This is a genomic window from Pseudomonas sp. FJ2-5-13 (assembly GCF_029201605.1).
GTDB classification, from domain to species: domain Bacteria; phylum Pseudomonadota; class Gammaproteobacteria; order Pseudomonadales; family Pseudomonadaceae; genus Aquipseudomonas; species Aquipseudomonas lactis.
The window spans coordinates 2,904,231-2,922,787 of sequence record NZ_CP104045.1; the positions used below are offsets into that span (position 1 = coordinate 2,904,231).

General features: G+C 56.1%; 17 protein-coding genes and 1 pseudogene. 13 read left to right on the top strand and 5 right to left on the bottom strand.

All coding sequences use genetic code 11. The annotated features are described in order from the left end of the window. Positions 1–92: 92 nt before the first annotated feature. Both N2A98_RS12615 and N2A98_RS12620 read right to left on the bottom strand, forming a co-directional pair. A complete protein-coding gene (locus N2A98_RS12615; RefSeq protein ID WP_044273770.1) occupies positions 93–962 on the bottom strand; it encodes an oxaloacetate decarboxylase in 870 nt (289 codons plus the stop codon). A 107-nt stretch (positions 963–1,069) separates the two neighbouring features. Continuing rightward, positions 1,070–1,402 (bottom strand): hypothetical protein, encoded by a 333-nt coding sequence (locus N2A98_RS12620; protein WP_044273771.1) that lies wholly within the window; start codon positions 1,400–1,402, stop codon positions 1,070–1,072. A 163-nt stretch (positions 1,403–1,565) separates the two neighbouring features. Between N2A98_RS12620 and N2A98_RS12625 the strand changes: the two genes are divergently transcribed. The 5 genes from N2A98_RS12625 to N2A98_RS12645 all read left to right on the top strand — a co-directional run bounded on the left by N2A98_RS12625 (position 1,566) and on the right by N2A98_RS12645 (position 7,165). Next, on the top strand, positions 1,566–2,276 hold the full coding sequence (locus N2A98_RS12625; RefSeq protein WP_275623540.1) for a response regulator: 711 nt from the start codon (positions 1,566–1,568) through the stop codon (positions 2,274–2,276). Then, positions 2,273–3,601 (top strand): ATP-binding protein, encoded by a 1,329-nt coding sequence (locus N2A98_RS12630; RefSeq protein WP_275623541.1) that lies wholly within the window; start codon positions 2,273–2,275, stop codon positions 3,599–3,601. Before N2A98_RS12625 ends, N2A98_RS12630 begins: the two co-directional genes overlap by 4 nt. Before the next feature lie 165 nt (positions 3,602–3,766). Then, entirely contained in the window at positions 3,767–4,720 is a 954-nt protein-coding gene (locus N2A98_RS12635; protein ID WP_069557521.1) for an ABC transporter substrate-binding protein, read from the top strand. Positions 4,721–4,742: 22 nt separating this feature from the next. After that, on the top strand, positions 4,743–6,074 hold the full coding sequence (locus N2A98_RS12640) for an LLM class flavin-dependent oxidoreductase (RefSeq protein WP_047710843.1): 1,332 nt from the start codon (positions 4,743–4,745) through the stop codon (positions 6,072–6,074). Between the two features lie 158 nt (positions 6,075–6,232). Further along, positions 6,233–7,165 (top strand): cupin, encoded by a 933-nt coding sequence (locus N2A98_RS12645; protein ID WP_044273778.1) that lies wholly within the window; start codon positions 6,233–6,235, stop codon positions 7,163–7,165. A gap of 1 nt (position 7,166) precedes the next feature. Here N2A98_RS12645 and N2A98_RS12650 read toward each other — a convergent pair whose 3' ends face one another. Further along, positions 7,167–8,072, bottom strand: a complete 906-nt coding sequence (locus N2A98_RS12650; protein ID WP_275623542.1) for a LysR family transcriptional regulator — start codon at positions 8,070–8,072, stop codon at positions 7,167–7,169. Between the two features lie 218 nt (positions 8,073–8,290). Here N2A98_RS12650 and N2A98_RS12655 point away from each other — a divergent pair. The 7 genes and pseudogenes from N2A98_RS12655 to N2A98_RS12685 all read left to right on the top strand — a co-directional run. Continuing rightward, positions 8,291–8,392 (top strand): annotated as a pseudogene (locus tag N2A98_RS12655) (IS5/IS1182 family transposase); the annotation flags it as partial. 245 nt (positions 8,393–8,637) lie between these two features. Further along, a complete protein-coding gene (locus N2A98_RS12660; RefSeq protein WP_275623543.1) occupies positions 8,638–9,738 on the top strand; it encodes an alpha-xenorhabdolysin family binary toxin subunit A in 1,101 nt (366 codons plus the stop codon). A gap of 17 nt (positions 9,739–9,755) precedes the next feature. Then, positions 9,756–10,748 (top strand): alpha-xenorhabdolysin family binary toxin subunit B, encoded by a 993-nt coding sequence (locus N2A98_RS12665; RefSeq protein ID WP_078803078.1) that lies wholly within the window; start codon positions 9,756–9,758, stop codon positions 10,746–10,748. A gap of 172 nt (positions 10,749–10,920) precedes the next feature. Beyond that, a complete protein-coding gene (locus N2A98_RS12670; RefSeq protein ID WP_275623544.1) occupies positions 10,921–11,904 on the top strand; it encodes a hypothetical protein in 984 nt (327 codons plus the stop codon). Positions 11,905–12,374: 470 nt separating this feature from the next. After that, positions 12,375–14,102, top strand: a complete 1,728-nt coding sequence (locus tag N2A98_RS12675; protein WP_275623545.1) for a hydrogenase maturation protein — start codon at positions 12,375–12,377, stop codon at positions 14,100–14,102. Between the two features lie 143 nt (positions 14,103–14,245). After that, positions 14,246–14,854: a dTMP kinase gene (locus tag N2A98_RS12680; RefSeq protein WP_047710850.1), complete on the top strand. Its 609-nt coding sequence runs from the start codon at positions 14,246–14,248 to the stop codon at positions 14,852–14,854. Positions 14,855–14,989: 135 nt separating this feature from the next. Beyond that, the gene (locus tag N2A98_RS12685; protein ID WP_014718439.1) at positions 14,990–15,238 is read left to right on the top strand and encodes a CsbD family protein; all 249 of its coding nucleotides are present in this window, start codon (positions 14,990–14,992) and stop codon (positions 15,236–15,238) included. 72 nt (positions 15,239–15,310) lie between these two features. Here the strand turns inward: N2A98_RS12685 and N2A98_RS12690 are convergent, their stop codons facing one another. Both N2A98_RS12690 and N2A98_RS12695 read right to left on the bottom strand, forming a co-directional pair. After that, positions 15,311–16,741 carry an amino acid permease gene (locus N2A98_RS12690; protein WP_044273784.1) on the bottom strand — a complete coding sequence of 477 codons (1,431 nt, stop codon included), beginning with the start codon at positions 16,739–16,741 and terminating at the stop codon, positions 15,311–15,313. 105 nt (positions 16,742–16,846) lie between these two features. Continuing rightward, positions 16,847–17,881: a histone deacetylase family protein gene (locus N2A98_RS12695; protein WP_275623546.1), complete on the bottom strand. Its 1,035-nt coding sequence runs from the start codon at positions 17,879–17,881 to the stop codon at positions 16,847–16,849. 119 nt (positions 17,882–18,000) lie between these two features. Here N2A98_RS12695 and N2A98_RS12700 point away from each other — a divergent pair, with 119 nt between their 5' ends. Next, on the top strand, positions 18,001–18,501 hold the full coding sequence (locus N2A98_RS12700) for an Lrp/AsnC family transcriptional regulator (protein WP_047710852.1): 501 nt from the start codon (positions 18,001–18,003) through the stop codon (positions 18,499–18,501). Positions 18,502–18,557 lie beyond the last annotated feature (56 nt).

Consider the following 18,557-nt stretch of genomic DNA (forward strand, 5'->3'; position numbering starts at 1 on the left):
CAGTTTGCCGTCATCACTATTTTTCCCGCGGTGAGCGCCTGGCGGTTGGATGAGTCCGGTGCTGATAAGGCGCATCAGCACGGGCACGGCAATTACTCTTTTACATCCATGAACTCTTCAGCCCACGCCACATAGCTCTCAGGCAAGGTGTAGGTGTGGGTCAATTCCGTGGCACTGAGGTTCGAAGTGCTGTGGGTCAGCTGACGCTGGGCACGCAGGCTGTCGTAGGTGGCCTTGATCGCGGCGAAGTAGGCGCCATGCCCGGCTACCACGATGCGCACGCCCAGGCTGGCCAGGCGCTCGCTGTCGTGCAGTTGCGGGTTGCCGTAGGTCACCAGCATCAGGGGAACGCTGAGGTTCTCTGCGATCTGCTCCAGGTGGTCGAAGTCCTTGACGCCGACCATGCAGATGCCGTCAGCGCCGGCCTTTTCGTAGGCCTTGGTACGCGCAATCACGTCGGCAGTAGGCAATACACCGGCATTGGTACGGGCAATGATCGACAGTTCTGGGTCGACACGCGCCTCTAAGGCGGCTTTGACCTTGCCGATGCCCTCTTCGACGGAAATCAGGTCCGTGGATTTACGCCCGAATTGCGCGGGCAAGAGCGTGTCTTCGATGGTCAGCGCCGCGACGCCGGCGCGTTCCAGTTCTTCGACGGTGCGCATCACGTTCAGGGCGTTGCCGTAGCCGTGGTCGGCGTCGGCAATGAACGGCAACTGGGCCACACGGCCGATGCGGGTGGCTTGCTCGACGAACTCACTCAGGGTAATCAACGCAAAATCGGGGGCCGCCAGCACCTGCAGGGAGGCGACCGAGCCGCCCAGGATTCCCACTTCAAACCCCAGGTCGGCCGCGATGCGGGCAGACATGGGGTCGAATACGGAGGCGGTTTCAACGCAGATCGGCGTTGCCAGCAGGTCACGGAAGTTACGGCGTAGCGCTGAGTGAGAAATCTTGGGCATGGTTTTTCCTGGCTTTGGTCATCGTCAAGTGACGATCAATGTCTATTCGTGGTGCCGGGAGATTACCACGCAGATGCCCCTGTGATTATGACGTTTGAGCAGGCGCGCTAACGAGCGTCGGTGCTGTATGCCGGGCCGGCCTGTGCGTTCGGGTTGTCGTAAGAGGATTCGACGTGCAACTGGCCATGGGTCATGATCCAGTGGACAAGCTCGGCGATGGGAATGGAGTGGGCGTACTCGACCCAGCTCCCGGCGTCGGGGCTGTAGTGTTCGAAGTAGCGACGCAGCACGATACGGTCCAGGTCCGCGTTCAGCCCCAGGCAGGATTCCTGAAACAGCAACGGGCTATCCTGAGCGGGGGCGCAGGTGCGCTGGCTCAGCACCAATGGCCGGGCGTCGCTCGCTGCCTGCTCGGTGTACCTGCTGCTCGAAACTTTCATAGGCGTCTCCTTGAGTGGTAGGCGTGCAGAATGCCCGACAGGTTTTGCCCAAAGATGTCCGGGTTGTGTCCGTGGCGAAGGAATGTTGCTCGATTGAAATAAATGACCCCGGCGCCGGAATGGTTTTAGATGTCGTTCTTTTTTGGCCTGGGAATCTGTGAACGTGAGCAGACTGCTGATCGTCGATGACGACGTGGAAGTGCTGGCATTGCTGAAGAAGTTTTTCGTCCAGCACGCCTATGAAGTCGACGTGGCCGCCGACGGCGAGGCCATGTGGGCGGCCATCGCGCAGCAGCGGCCAGACACGATCATCCTCGACCTCATGTTGCCCGGCGAAGGCGGCCTCAGCCTCTGCCAGAAGGTACGGGCGCAGTTCGGCATTCCTATCATCATGCTCACGGCCATGGGCGAGCTGAGCGACCGCATTGTTGGCTTGGAACTGGGCGCTGACGACTACCTGACCAAACCCTTCGCCCCGCGCGAATTGCTGGCCCGCCTGCGTGCCGTGCAACGGCGTGCGGGGCAGGCAGTCAGTGCGGCCGACGAGCGTTCACGCCCGGTGATTGCCTTTGCCGGTTGGCATCTGGATATCACCTGTCGCGAACTGCGCTCGCCCGAGGGCGTCATGATCCCGCTGTCCGGTGGTGAGTTCGATTTGTTGGTGGTGTTTCTCGAACACCCCCAGCGCATCCTCACCCGCGACCAATTGATCGACCTGACCCACGGCCAGGGCCACGACGCCTTCGACCGCAGTATTGATGTGCAGGTCAGCCGGCTGCGGCGCAAGATCGAGCCCGACTGCAAGCGCCCGGACCTGATCCGCACCGTGCGCAATGGCGGCTATCTGTTCACCGCCCCGGTGACCCGTTCATGATCCGCCGCCTGTTGCGCCGCGACACCCTGAACCGGCGCATCGCCCTGACCATCCTCGCCGCAATGCTCGCCTCACTGGCCCTTAACGCCTTGTTCGTGCAGGTGGCCGGGGTGTGGGCACGTCCGCCCATCGACCGCACGGGGTTGCTTGAGCAGATGGCCGCGACACTCAAAGTGATCGAGGCCGCGCCTGCGCCGTTGCGCTCGCACCTGGCGGCAGCGGCCAGCGATACCCGGTTGCAGGTGACGTGGCATACCAACCCCGTGGATTTCGGCCTGCCCAGCGGCGGCAACGTGCTACAAGCCGGCGAAGTCCCCGGGATACAGGCGTTGTTTGGCACCGGGCGCACCATTCAGGTGTACAGCCCGGACGATTGGCCGCGTGGCAGCCCCGACGCACATTATGTGGCGCTGGTGCAGTTAGTTGATGGCAGCTGGTTGTCCTTCATCCCGCCCGAACGCAGTTGGGGCCTGAGCGCACCCACGCGGATTGCGGTGATCATCATCCTGGGGTTGATCGCCACCTTGCTGGTCGCCTGGATCGCCACCCGGCAATTGGCCCAGCCGTTGCAGCGTTTCGCCAGCGCTGCCAGACGCTTCGGTGGCGATCTGCGCGCACCGCCCATCGACATCGAAGGCCCCGACGAGATACGCCAGGCCACCATCGCCTTCAACGCCATGCAGGCGCAGATCCAGCACTTTATCGGCGAGCGCACCCAGATGCTGGCGGCCATTTCCCATGACTTGCGCGCGCCCTTGACGCGTATACGCCTGCGCTGTGAGTTCATGGAAGACCTGGACCATCAACACAAGCTGATTCGCGATATCGAGGAAATGCAGTCGATGATCAACGCCGCATTGGCGTTTTTCCGCGACGATACGGTGCTGGAGCACAGCACGGCATTCGATCTGTCGGAACTGCTGCAAACCATCATCGACGACTATCGCGACCAGCAGCTTGTGGTCGACTTCCGGGGGCCGCCCCATCTGGTCTATCACGGTCGGCCACTGGGGCTGAAACGGGTGGTGGTCAACCTGCTGGAAAATGCTGCCAAGTACGCCCGGCACCCCAGTATTGCACTGAGTGTTAATGACCAGAGGGTGTGCATCGAGGTCAGCGACGAGGGCCCGGGGATTCCTGAAGCAGACCTGGAGCGTGTGTTCGATCCGTTCTTTCGCCTTGAGACCTCACGCAACCGCAATACCGGTGGGGTGGGGCTTGGGCTCTCGGCGGCACGGGCGATTGTGCGCGAGCAGGGCGGTGAACTGAGCCTGAGCAATCGACGTGGTTCGGGGTTGGTGGCCCGGGTTGAATTGCCGTGCTAGCGTGATGCGATACGCGCATTATTATTGAATTAGGTTATGCGTTATCAGTATTTTACATCCCGCCTTCATCACCGCAAAAATACCCCTGACAACAAATGACCTTATAAAACCGAGACCGTACGCGCGGATCGACTTGAATGCCCCACACGGCATCTGGAGACGAACGTGCGTTACCTAACCCTGGCGGCTGGATTGGCCGCCTCATTGCTGTGCCTGACGGCGCAGGCGCAAACCCTGGTGGTCGGCGACCAGAGCTACAACGCCCAGGCCGTGATGGAAGCGGCGGGGGTACTCGATGACCTGCCCTACACGCTGGACTGGAAGCAGTTCACGGCCGGCTCACCGGTGGCCGAAGCGCTCAATGTCGGCAGCCTGGACCTGGGCCTGCTCGGGGATGCGCCGGTGTTGTTCCTGGGCGCCCTGGGTGCACCGATCAAGGTGATCGCCGTGAGCCGGCAGAATCTCGACGGTGTGGCCATCCTGGTGAAAAAGGATTCGTCGATCCACAGCCTGGCTGATCTGGCAGGCAAGCGCGCCGCAATCTGGAAGGGCTCCTGGAGCCAGCAACTGTTGCTGACCGCGCTGGACAAGGCCGGGGTGGCGCGGGATTCGCTGCAATGGCGCTACCTCAGCGCCCTGGATGCCTCCCACGCGCTGGAAGGCGGTGCGGTTGACGTGATCGCCACCTGGGAACCCTATGTCACGCAACAGGAACGCCAAGGCGCGCGGGTGCTGGCAACCGCTGAAGACTTGATCCCGGCCCAGAGTTTCATTGCCGCCAACGCCAGTGCTGTCGAGGCCAAGCGTGAGCCCATCAGCGACTTTCTCCAGCGCCTGAAAAAAGCCCGCGACTGGGCCCGCCAAAGCCCGGCCAACGCCAACGCGTATGCCGATGCCTGGGCCAAGCGCACCCGCGCGGATGCCGACATTGCCCGCGTCTGGTTTGCCCGCGCGCGCACCACCGTCGAGCCGCTGACGCCCCAGGCGCCCATCGAGGCGCAAAAGACCGTGGACTTTTTTGCCGGCCTGGGCCTGGTCAAGTCTTACTCGGCCGCCACGTTGTTCGACCCTTCATTCACCGCCGCTTTGCAGCCCGCCGTCGCCACCACCCAGCCCTGACCGCTTGAAGGACTACTGCGCAATGACTAAAAGACAACTCAAACTGGGCGCCCTGACCATGGGCTGCGGTGGGCCGGGCCGCCATAACCTGTGGCTTGACCCGCAATTGCCGGCCGATGCCAGCGTCAACGTCGACTGGTACATCCAGATAGGCCGCCAGGCCGAGGCGGCGTTGTTCGACCTGATGTTTATCGTCGACAGCCAGTTCATCACCGAAGGCTCGCCGTCCCATTACCTCAATCGCCTGGAGCCGCTGACCTTGCTGTCGGCACTGGCCGTGAGCACGCGGCATATCGGCCTGGTCGGTACGCTGACCACCTCGTATAACTCGCCGTATAACGTCGCCCGGCGCCTGGCCTCCCTGGACCTGATCAGCAAAGGCCGCGCCGGCTGGAACGTGGTGACCAGTGGCGATGCCGGTACCGCCGGCAATTACAGCCGCGACGAACACTACGACTACGCCACCCGCTACGGTCGCGCCGCCGAACACGTTCAGGTGGTACAGGGGTTGTGGAACTCCTATGAAGACGATGCGTTTGTGCGCAACCGTGCCACCGGGCAGTTTCTCGACCCGAGCAAGCTGCACAGCCTGAATCACCAGGGCGAACATTTCCGGGTGGTGGGCCCGCTGAATATCCAGCGCTCGCCCCAAGGCCAGCCGGTGATTTTCCAGGCCGGTGACTCCGAACAAGGCCGCGAGCTGGGCGCCGCCACCGCCGATGTGATCTTCACCCACGCGGCCAGTATCGAGCAGGGCCAGGCGTTTTACCGGGATATCAAGGGCAGGGCGGTACAACGGGGGCGTGATCCTGAGCAGTTACTGATCATGCCCGGTGCGGAAATCTATGTGGGCGACACCGATGCCCATGCCCGGGAAATCGAACAGCACTACCATCAGGTGGACCATAGTTTTGCGTTGGCACTCAAGGAGTTCGGGCGCAATTTTGGCTGGCATGATTTCAGCCAATACGACTTGGACGCGCCGTTCCCGCAAGAGAGCCTGGAGGCCGCGCGCAGCAGTTTTTTTACCGCCGCCAAACGCATTGCCGACCAGGCGCGGGAACAGGGCTTTACCCTGCGCCAGGCTGTCGAATTTGGCCGGCAATTGCGCCCAGGCGCGTTCGTCGGCAGCGCCGCCACGGTGGCGCACAAAATGGCGGATTGGTTCGAGGCCCGGGCCGTGGATGGGTTCAATATCTACATCGGGCACCCTGGGCAATTTGATCGTTTTACTCAGGAGGTGATTCCGTTGCTGCAAGAGCGCGGTGTTTATCGCACGGCCTACGAGGGCTCGACCTTGCGTGAAAGCCTGGGCTTGGCGATTCCGAGGTTCCAGCGCTTCCCCTTATCCTAAGGGCTGGTTTTGCGGGGTTGCGTTAACTGCCCCATTTCGCATAACTGCTGTGCCGTCACAGGCATTAATCCGCCAGCGAGCTGTGTCTATAGTCCACTCACCCCGTGCAGCCCGTTCAACGGCGCTGCGCGATCCAGCCCGAGACTGAGGTGAGCCTGATGAACCGTGAATTCGACCCCGCACTGACGGATATCAACCAAGTCGACGCCGAGTACTTCGAGTACAGCAAGGCGGCGAACCCCATCAGTGCCAACCTGATTTCCCGCATTCCCTACCATAGCTTTCCCGCCTCGCTGTATGACAGTGGCCCCTCGCGCGTGGTACCGCTGGACCTCAGCGACGCCTTGGGCTGCGAAGGCCCCGCCACAGGCCCAGGGTTGTGCGCGAATTTCATGCGCCTTAACCGTGGCGATACGTTGACGCTGCAGCCCAACGCCACCTCCCAGGTGTTCTACGTGATCGCCGGGGAGGGCAGCGTGGTTCAGGGCGAGTATGAAATTCAATGGTCCAAGGGCTGCTTTATTGCCCTGCCGGGGTTACAGCAGGCGCACTTCAGTGCCCGCGAGGATGCGCGTCTTTACTATGTGCACGATGAGCCGTTGCTGCGTTACCTGGGGGTGACACCCAGTGCCGACCGCTTTGCGCCAACCCTGTACCCGGCAGCACTGGCCAACGCGAAGTTGCGTGAAGCAGCCGATGATCCCAGGGCCCAGGACCGCAGCCGCATCAGTATCCTGCTGGGTAACCGCCACTTTCCGCAGACGCGCACGGTGACCCACGTATTGTGGGCCATGTACGGGATTCTGCCGGCAGGATCGGTGCAGAAACCCCATCGGCATCAGTCGATTGCACTGGACTTCATTATCGATTGCCCCAAGGGCTGTTATTCCCTGGTGGGCACTGAGCTTGAGGCGGATGGGCAAATCCGTAACCCGCAACGGGTCGACTGGTCGCCCGGCCTGGCGTTTGTCACACCACCGGGTTATTGGCATGCGCATTTTAATGAATCAGATAGCGAGGCGTTCCTGATCCCGATTCAGGATGCCGGGCTGCAAACTTACTTGCGCGCGTTGGATATTCGCTTCAGTTGAGTCATTTCCAGTCCGGGGTCTCGCCCAGTCGTTCAACGATAAAGTCGATAAAACACCGGACCTTGGACGACACAATGCGCTTGGGCGGGTAGACAAACCACACCGCAAACGCCCGCTCCACGCCCTGGATATGCCATTCCGGTAACCACACTACCAAGTCGCCGGCCTCGATACTTCGCGCCACCAGCCAGTCGGGCAACAGCGCAAAGCCCAAGCCTTGGCGCACGGCGATCAGTTGCGCGTCCAGGTCGTTGATTCGAATCGCGCCATCATGCAGCAGCGGGAACGCGCGACCGGCGGATACAAAACTGATATCGCCCGTGATAGCCGTGCCCAACACCGCAGGCACAACGGCCAGGTCCGTGGGCGTGGACGGAGGAGGGTGCTGCATGCCAAACGCCGGGCTGACCACCAAGCGGTAATGGCCGTCGCTGAGCTTGCGTGCCTTGAGCGTCGAATCGGCCAGCTCGCCAATGCGGATGGCTAAATCGACGCCGGCATGAATCAAATTGACCTGGCTGTTATCCAGCACCAGTTCCACGCTGATTTGCGGGTAGCGCACCAGAAAGTCATTCAACGCCGGCAGGATGTGATGGCGAGCAAACGCCGGTGGCAGGTTAAGTTTCAACACGCCCCGGGGATGCTGGTTCAACGCAGACGTGGCAGCCTTGGCGTGTTCCAGCTCATCCAGCACCCTGCGTGCGTGTATCAGGAAGGTCTGGCCGCCTTCGGTCAGATGCAGCGTGCGTGTGGAGCGGTTGAACAGCGCGATGCCCAAGTCCTGCTCAAGGTCCTTCACGTAGCGCGAGACCGTTGAGGCCTTGATGCCCAAGCGCTCGGCGGCGCGGGAGAAGTTGTTGCCTTCGGCGGCTTCGATGAAGGCGGTGAGGGCGGTGAAATAGTCCAAGGGCAGCCTCAGGGCAGGGCGATGAGAGGTGCAGGTTGTTGAGTTTTGCCGGGGGCTGTCAACTGCACGACCGTAGAACCACGATGCAGCCCCCGTTTTCATAAATCAGGGCTGTTGGTGAAACGATACCAGTCATGGTGGCCGAGGCACCGGCTGCGTCCAGTCGAAGGGTGGTCAGTGATAAAAGAACGCCGTTGCCCAGGGCAACAATGAACAGCATCGTTACGCGCTTCGACGAACTCGCGAAAAGTTATGCGACGATGGTCTCTCGGGCCTGCGCCATGAGGTGTTTACGACATTACTTTTCGTACAGAGCCTAGACATTTTTTATTCCATTACTATCCAAGAAAAAGCTACCAGGCATCCACTGGCTAACTAATTTCGCCGCCATGCCAACCCCACCATAAATACAACTTCTTGTTCTTTATGGTTTTATCTAGCTGCCAGATAAAGGGTACGCCAACCCAAGCTTGTCAACTGTCAAAAGTCACAGTAGATCCTTTCATTTTTTTTGCTAAATTTTCCAATAAGAAACACAAATACACCTAAATAGAGGGAACAGTTTATGAGCAGTGAAATTTCATACAGCCCACCTAAGGCCAAGGTGACTTCAGACGACGTGGAAAAAGTTAGGCGTTATGTGAATGCGGGGCTTACGCTCCCGCTCACTTTAGAATCTATTAATAGCGAATTCCATGGAAGTGTTAATGAGGGTGGCATTACTGCGTCTGATCTATTGGTCACCTTTGATAATATTCATAACCATGCAAAAAAATGGTCCCCTCTGGAAACACAAATAATAAAAGTTTCCAGTTCTTTGAAGCGCTTTGCGAGCGACCTTAAAGCAAACACTCAGCCGGCACTTGACGAAGTTCAGGCCATTGAAGGCTATGACGACTATAAACTTAAAACGACTGATCTTACAGTTGAACAAATCCAGAATTTCAAGGTTCCACTGAGTACGAGCGGCCCCCAGGTCGATGATACTTACGAAACGATCAACGAATACGTGAAATTAATTATTGGCTCCATTCAGGACAAGCAAAATATTGCTGCAGAAGTTAAGACGCAGTTAGTAGACTTCGACGCGACTCTGGATAGAATCGAACAGGATGTAGGACACAAAGCAAACATCGCATTAGCCTCCAAGACATTGGAAGAGCTGCGAGACATCACAGCAAAGCTTATCACCGTTAACAATCAGCTCAGCAATCTGCGAAGTGAATCCAAGTACAGCGTGGGGGAGTGGTTTATGTTTGCCACTCTAATCCTTCCTGTTATCGGCGTACCAGTATGTGGCGCCTATTTTGGCGTCCGCGACGCGGATTATAACGCGAAAATTACCGAGCTGAACCATCAAGAGAGTACGTTATTGGCTCGGCAAGCCGAATTACAAAAGGTGGCATCGGTGCTTAATAGCATCCATTCAGGAATGGTCAGTCTTAAGATTTTCACCAAAGGAGCAGTAGAGGGGCTAATGCAAATCGAAACACTGTGGAGTAATACACTTACTGAAATTACAGCAGCGAAAAACGCACTATCTGGGACCAGGGATTTTAGCCTTCTTGTTATTTTTGTTATCAAAATGACTGACGTACTATCGCGTTGGAAGAATATCCAGGACAACATGAATAACATGTCGGCTGCTTTCGGCCAAAGAAACTGATACCTGAGGACATAAAAATGACTATCGAACTAGTGTCCCCCTACAAGCCAAATATTAATAAAGCTCGGATTTTAATACGCGAGTACGCAGACGTGAAACTGAGCAGTCTCTATATTCCCGCACTCGCCTCTGAACTCCAGAGCCTCAAACACTCACTCGATAGTTCTGATAGAACATTCAATGAGGATTTGAGCAATGTGGCGAGCATCCTGAACGACACGCAAATACGACCTTATCTGAAAATCGTCAAAGAAAATGACGACAACTCAATAAAGTTAGAGTTGAGAAAGAACCTTCAAGATGTAAAAACAAACCTTGAAGAGCTTGCGCGGCGCATGACTGCGGCACTGGATGGTTTTGAAACAGTGACACTTACTGATAACTCGGGAGAAATTGCCACACTCGAATCAGAGCGCATCAAATTATTAAGCAATCTTCCAGCAGATCAAAAAGAGCTTAGTGGAAAGCGAGGGCAATATGAAACGCTTGAAAAAGCAATTATTGAATTTGAGTCAAAAACATTCATTGACAGGGGGCAGCCTATTTTTGATGAAGTAAAAACAGCGGTGACTTCAGCCGTTAACTCCCCATCAAAAAAAGCGACAATAGCTGTAGAATCAGGCTTGAACGTTGCGCAAAAAGTGCTCAATATCTTGAACGATCAGCTTAAGTATAACCACCTAGTAGAAGCGCGTGATAAATTAGCTGGGGAGATTTCCATTCGGCAATCCCAGATGAACTACGAACAAAAGAAAGTAAACGAAATTGATGATAAAAAAAGCGCATTGACGGCGATACAGGATATCTTCGAGCCGCGGGAATTGTACGTGGCAGAGGCTCGAAAAATCATCGGAATGTTGACTGGACTCATCAACGAAGTTTTTTCTCCGTACGATATAAATTCCACCGATGGCCTGATTTCCATTGGCGACAAGTTCCTTGAAAATTTACCGGATGTCCCTCGGCATATTGATGCTATTGCATTTTACTGGTTGCGCCGCACTAACTGACTCAACGGTTTAGATTTAAGCTTTCCGGCGCATATATCTATTATGCCCCCCATTATTAAGCATGGCTGCACCTCTATCTTTTAGAGTTGGCAATTTCGATAAATAGATTGCATTTTCTCGAATGGCAAGCGGCCTTCTATCGCGTCACTCGCAATCAATGAGAGGATTAACAATGGACGCAGCTACAGTAACCCTTTTCTTCCGAGACCCCAAGCTCACTGCATTCAACAGAAATCAGCCCGATTTCGTAGTGCACTATAATGAACAAATTGAATTTGCTTATATCAAAGACCCTTATATTGCTTTCGAAGAGAATTACGGCGACGTGCCTCACTATTGGAAAGGTAAAGGTGCAGAGCTTGACAGTTTTATCAAAAATGCCATTAGATTTTATAGAGATGGCGATGCCATAGCTGAAAGGTCTTTGCTTGTTCGCTCTGAAATTATAGACATCGCAAACAATGTCCAGCGCTTTGGCGAATCAGTTATAAGCATCATCAACAACACCTCAGCTGAAACCAAAAAAGTCGACCATTTAAGCCAGCTTGAAATTGACCAATTCGATGCCTCGTTACTCAGCGTCGAAGATATTTGCCAACGCAATTCACTCTCTAGCCATATGGAAGCACTGCAAACCACAACGTCTACGGCTTTTAAACGAGTCAGTGCATTTCAAAATACTGTCTCCGAATTCAAACACTTTGTTGTGAATGATCTTCGCCCTTATGTAGAAGGTCCGATAAATCAGGCTTTTCCAAAAACGGCACCGCTTCTTGAAGCTGTACGTGAAGAGATTCGACAAGCCACAAAGGAAGAGAACACTGAGAAATTAATAGAGGCTGAGTCTCGAGAAAAGATATTATTAGAACAAAGAGAAGAGGAAGCGTCGTCGAGGAATCACAACAGGATTATGTCCCCCTTGATCTCCCTGGTAGTATGTGGTTGGTATTTAGGATTATCTGAGCGTGTGGCACGCATAGATCCAGCCATTGTGAAATTTGAAAAACTTTGGATAGAAACTTCCAGCTTTATCCAGAACGCTCAACGCAACACCGACCAAATCACAAATATTAAAATGCTTAAAGTCTTTAAAGTGACAATGCAAAATATTATGAACGATTGGGCCAGCGTCAAAGTCCTGCTAGGAGCCGTATGATTCGCTATAAACTAGGTCTCTGCAACTTCAAGAGACGATCAATCTGGCCTCGATGGCTTGGAATAGTAAAGGAATTAGTGAGAAGCACATGAATTGAATCCGGCTTTTCACCATTTAAGAGATGAAGTGGGCGTTGCTCGCGAGTGAGAAACGCAGTAGCCAGCATGGGGCTGTCACAGCTAGCAAATCGGCTTACCGCGATAGTGCGCTCTTCAACGCGGCTTATTCGATGAAGGCGGTGAGGGCGGTGAAATAGTCCAAGGGCCGACTCAGGGCAGGGCAGTGAGAGGTGCAGGTTGTTGAGTTTTGGCGGGGGCTGTCAACTCGAACAGGCAGCGCGCTTTGCTGACACAAGATTGATCTCGATCAGGTGACCCCGCTGGCCCGCTCTATAACCTTGGGCGCTTATCGATGGCCAGGGACGGCTCAACGAGCAGCTCTGGTCGCACATTCTCAAGGAAGAGTCAGCCATGCGATCACTGAAGATCCTGTTGTTATCATCGGCATTCAACGGTTTAACCCAACGGGCCTGGCTGGATTTGCGCCAGGCGGGTCACGACCCCAGCGTTGTGGTATTCACCGATCAAGCCACCGTGTGCCAGCAGGTGGAGGCGTCCGGCGCCGACCTGGTGATCTGCCCCTTTTTGAAGGACCGTGTGCCGCACCAACTGTGGAGCCATCCCCTGCGCCCGGTGGTGATCATCCATCCGGGCATCGTCGGCGACCGTGGCGCCAGTGCGCTGGATTGGGCGATCACCCAGCAGGCCAGCCGTTGGGGCGTCACCGCCTTGCAAGCGGTGGAGGAAATGGACGCCGGGCCGATCTGGTCCACCTGTGAGTTCGACATGCCCGACCAGGTGCGAAAATCCGAGTTGTACAACGGCCTGGTGAGCGACGCCGCGATGGTTTGCATCCGTGACGTCGTGGCGAAATTCGCCAAGGGCTTCGTGCCGACACCGCTCGATTACACCCAACCCAGTGTCATCGGACGCTTGCAGCCGAACATGACCCAGGCTGACCGCACCTTCAGTTGGTTCGATTGCGCAGCCTTTATCAAGCGCAGCATCGACGCTGCCGATGGCCAGCCCGGCGTGTTGGCAAGCCTGTTGGGCGGGCAATATTACCTCTACGACGCGCACTTGGACGCCCGCCAGGGCACCCCCGGAGAAATCCTCGCGGTACAGGACGACGCCGTGCTGGTGGCGGCTGGGGATTACAGCCTGTGGATCGGCTCGCTCAAACCCAAAGGCCCAGAGACCTTCAAGCTGCCGGCACGGCATGTTCTGGCGCAACGGCTGGCCGGCGTTCCAGTGCTGGACAGTTCAGTCGCCCGCCAGCCGTTCAACGAGCGGGTCTATCAACCTATTCGCTACCAAGAGTTCGGCCACGTCGGCGAACTGACGTTCGAGTTCTACAACGGCGCCATGAGCACCGAACAATGCCAGCGGCTGGTGGCAGCGTTGCGCTGGGCCAAGGCGCGAGACACCCACGTGTTGCTGATCAAGGGCGGGCGCGGTAGCTTTTCCAATGGCGTTCATCTCAACGTCATCCAGGCCGCCGACGTGCCGGGGCTGGAAGCCTGGGCCAATATTCAAGCCATCGACGATGTGTGCCTGGAGCTGCTCACCGCCAGGCAACTGGTGATCAGCGGCCTGACCGGCAGCGCGGGCGCAGGCGGCGTGATGCTGGCGCTGGCCGCCGACATTGTATTAGCCCGCGAAGGTGTGGTGCTCAACCCGCACTACAAAACCATGGGGCTCTACGGCTCCGAATACTGGACGTACAGCCTGCCACGGGCCGTGGGCAGCGAAATCGCGCATAAACTCACTGAAGAATGCTTGCCCATCAGTGCCATTCAGGCCCAGCAATACGGCATGGTCCAGGCCATCGGCCCGCGTTGCCCACAGGCATTTGGCTTGTGGCTTTTGCAACAGGCCGACAGTGCGTTGACCGATGATAAGTACCTTTACGCACGCACACGCAAAGCCACGCTGGATACTCAGCAAGTTGAACGCTGTCGCGAGCAGGAACTGGCACAGATGCGTTTGGATATGGTGGACAACCGCCAGCAGTTTGCCGAGAAGTGTCGCAACTTCGTGTTTAAACGCAAAACCTGCCAGACCCCGCAGCGGTTGATTGCGCCGTGGGCGTTGAAGTACGAGGCTGGCGTGCCGCAAAGCCGGATGCTGAATGACTGACCGTCGACGCGGGGAGGGCGCGGCGGCCAGTCCAGCCTCGCATTGGGTCATAGGGTTGCCCATAATGGAGGCCAACTCGCCCAACCGCAAAGATCCCGAGGCCCCATGGAACTGCACAACCTGAACGATAACGCAGCGCTCGTATGACTCGGGCGCTGTTTATTTCGTTGGATGGGCCCAAGGGCACCGGCAAAACCACGCTGTTGGAGGCCGTTACGACAGCATTGAGGGCCGACAATAAAAAGGTCGTCCGACTGTGCGAGCGCAAGAGCGATCCCTATCGAGCGCAAACGATGGCGCTGGTTAACAAATTCGCCAGAGACCCCAGCCGGGACCTGGAACTTGAGGTGTGTGAGCGCTTTGCTGACAGCCGCAGTTGGATTACCCAGCACGTACTGGCCGCACAGCCACCTGACAGCATCATCCTGATGGATCGCTGGTACCCGTCTGATGCAGCGTTTCGTCGATTGATACCCTTTGCAGACATTCTTGAACTGAACATTCATCGACAGGTGCAAGTGCCGGATCTGCATGTGGGGGTTGTCACCGCGGCGCAAATATCCTGGGCACGGGCGGCAGCACGACGGCGCGGGCTGAGCAGTACGGTGATGTCTAAGCTGGAAGAGCAAGTTGCGTGTACCGAGGCGTTTGAGCGAGCGGCTGTGGGGCAGGGGTGGGTGATGTGTCGCAATGAAGGGACGATTGAAGAGGCGATGAGGCGGGTGGTTTCGCAGATATATAAAGTCCTTTGATCTAATTTGATCTGGACCAAGTGAGGTTCATCAATTTGAACTAATCGCTAAGCCTGTCCACCTAACGCTTTGCACGTTGCCTCAAGTCCAGGTTTCTCCTGGGTTACCCAATTAAAAACGAAGGTTTGGTTCATCATGAAGAGCGAACAGGTAGAAGGCGTTGTAGAAAAGGTTGCTGGCAAAGCGCAGAGCGCAGTCGGGAAGCTTTTTGGTGATTCGAAGTTGGAAGCTGAGGGCGCTGGACGCCAGGCTGCCGGTCAACTGACGCAAACTTATGGCGACGCACTGGACAGCGTTTCTACATTCGTCAAAGAGAAGCCGGTTGCTGCACTGGCAATCGGGGCTGTTGCTCTACTGGTGCTGAAGAGATTGCTTGGTCGCTGAACCTCAGCAAGATTTCCCTCGTACTCCTTGGAGTTCCGCGCCAGGAGGTACGAGGGCGGTAAGCCATAGCCCTTAAACCAAGCCTTCGCGTTTGTATTGATTTGCCGAACTGTCAGCGGGCTTGGGTTTTCTGGAACAGGTCAACTGGTAAGCAATTGCCAACCATATGAACCACCCCGGCATGACCATCAAGGCAATTCGGGTGTCGGGTCTCAACGCCAGCAGACAAAGAACAAAGCCCAGAAATGCCAGAGAGAACCAGGCCATCGGTGCGCCGCCAGGCATCTTGTAGGTCGATTTTGCATGCAGGTCAGGACGCCTGTTGCAATAGGCAATGTACGACGCGAGGATCGTCGACCAAGTGAAAATCACCAGAATTGCTGACACGGTAGAGACGATGGTGAACGCGGTCATGACTTCTGGAACGATGAACAGCAACAACACGCCCAGCAGCATCAACAAGGTGGTGAACGCCAAGCTCAGCAGAGGCACGCTATTGCTCGACAGACGCCGGAAAATCCCCGGAGCGTTGTCCTGATTAGCCAGTCCGAACAGCATCCGGCTGGATGAAAATACGCCACTGTTGGCCGATGAGGCGGCGGATGTCAGCACCACAAAGTTGACGATACCGGCCGCTGCGGGGAACCCCGCAACCAGAAACAGCTCGACGAAGGGGCTCTTGTTGGGCGAAACCTGTTGCCAGGAAGTCACTGCAATAATGCAGGCCAGTGCCAGCACATAAAACAAGATGATTCTGAGCGGAATCGAGTTGATGGCTTTAGGCAGGGTCTTTTCGGGGGAGCGCGTTTCGGCGGCTGCGGTGCCGATCAGCTCGGTGCCCGCAAATGAGAAAATCGCCATCTGAAACCCGGCAAAGAAACCGAACAAGCCGTTGGGGAATGCGCCCTGTTTATCCAGCAAGTGGTTCAGGGACGCGGTGACGCCACTGGGTGAGACAAAGGAGCTGGCAATCAGCACCATGCTCACCCCAATCAGGGCAACGACGGCAATGATTTTGATGATCGCGAACCAGAACTCCACTTCACCGAAGAGCCTGACAGTCAGCACGTTCAAGGCGAACAGTGTTATCAGCATGCCGATGGCTGGTATCCAGGCGGGTATATCAGGGAACCAATACTGAAAAAATCCACCCACCACGACTGCATCACCTATCACTGCAACGCTCCAGCTTAGCCAATATGACCAGCCGAGAAAGAATGCTGCGCGTGGGCCAAGATAGGCACCGGCAAAATCAGCGAAGGTTTTGAAGCTCAAATTGGAAAGTAACATTTCGCCCATGGCACGCATGACGAAGTAGACGAACAGTCCGATGATCATATAGATGAGGATGATCGACGTGCCGGAGAGGGCGATGATCTTCCCGGAACCCATGAACAGGCCTGTCCCGATAGCACCGCCCATGGCCATTAACTGAATGTGACGATTGCTGAGTGTGCGCTGCAGCGCGGGCTGTTCAACCCGCTCGGACGGAGTCGATTTCATTACAAAACCTCTTGATTTTATGTTTTTGAGTTTTGGTAGAAAAGTGGGAATCAGATGACCTTGATAGAGATGTAATGGCTACTGACGGTAGTGGTTTGCGGAGTTTCAGGCCCGTTTGCTCTCGTAACCATGCAGCACATTGACTGCATTGATCCCGATTTCATCGACCATGTAGCCACCCTCCATCACAAACAGGGCAGGGCAGCCCACGCCGGCTATCAGCTCGCCGATGCAGATGAAGTCTTCGCTTTCAAGCAAAAAGTGGCTGATGGGGTCGTCCTTGAAGGTGTCGACGCCCAGTGAAATAACCAGCACGTCAGGGGCAAATTGCTGGAGTTTCTTGCAGGCGTGGAGCAAGGCGTTGCGGTAGCTTTCCCAAGAGGTGTTCTTCGGCAGCGGATAGTTCAGGTTGTAACCTTCGCCGTGACCAGCGCCGACTTCGTGGCTGTAGCCTGAGTAGTACGGATAGGACACCGTCGGTTCGCCGTGCAGCGAGACAAACATGACGTCACTGCGCCCGTAGAAAATATTCTGGGTACCGTTGCCATGATGAAAGTCGATATCCAATACCGCGACACGCTTGGCGCCTCGGGTAATAGCCTGCTGTGCGGCAATGGCTGCGTTGTTCAGATAGCAATAGCCGCCCATGTATTCACGTGCTGCGTGATGGCCGGGTGGGCGGCATAGGGCAAAGGCACTGTCGTGACCTTCATCGATCAGCGCCAGTCCGGTCAGCGCGATATCGGCACTGGTTTTTACCGCTTGCCAGGTGGTGGCGGTAATGGGTGAGCCGGCGTCCATGGCAAAGAAACCCAGCTTGCCGTCGATGAACGTCGGGACTTGCTCGTTGGCCAGATCACGCACTGGCCATACCAGCGGCAAGGCATCGTGGGTGCGCCCGGTTGCACACCATTCAGACCAGGCAGATTCCAGAAAAGTTACGTAGCGCTCGCTGTGCGCGTTGACATAGCACGACCGATCAAATGCTCGCGGTTCGATGATCTGGCCAAGACCTACCTGTTTGACCCGATGGTGGACGGTATCGGCCCGACTGGGCTGTTCGAAGGAGGGCTTGAGCACGCCGTCTTTCAATTCGGTGCCGTGGTGCAAACGGTGGGAATCACTGAAAACTGTAAACATTGTGCGCATCCGCTGATATGGGCCAGTGCAAATATTCTGTTCCGGCTCTGATGCGCTTTCTTTGCTTTGTTTTCGTGGTTTACTGGATTATTCGGGCGTTTTTACTCAGGAATGACGTAATGCAGAAAAAAACATCCAAACGCATCAGTCTCGACGACACCGACCTGGCGATTCTCGCGTTGCTGCAGGAGGATGCGAGTATTTCCAACTCTGAGCTCAGTGAGCGCTTGTCATTAAGCCTGACACCTTGTTGGAGGCGGCGTAAGAGAATGGAGGAGGCGGGCGTGATTAAAGGCTACCAGGCGAACCTTGATCGACGAATGCTGGGGCTGGATATCATGGCGTTCGTGCACATCCGTTTTTCCACCCACGCCGACCACGCTCCCGATGCTTTTGAGGCAGTGATTGCTCAACTGCCTGAAGTGTTGGCCTGTCACAAGATCACTGGGGATGCCGATTACGTGCTGCAAGTGTTGGCAGAGGATCTTGATAGCTACAGTGACTTTATCGAGCAGGTGCTCAGGCGTCAGGTGGGTATTGCGTCCATCCAGTCCAGTCTGGCTTTACGCGAAATTAAGACCAGTAGCCGTATCGCGATACCCAAATCGATCAAGGCGTGAATGGGCAGGGGTTAGATCACGAAGTGGAACCCTGTCTTTAGCAGCGATTGGCGCAT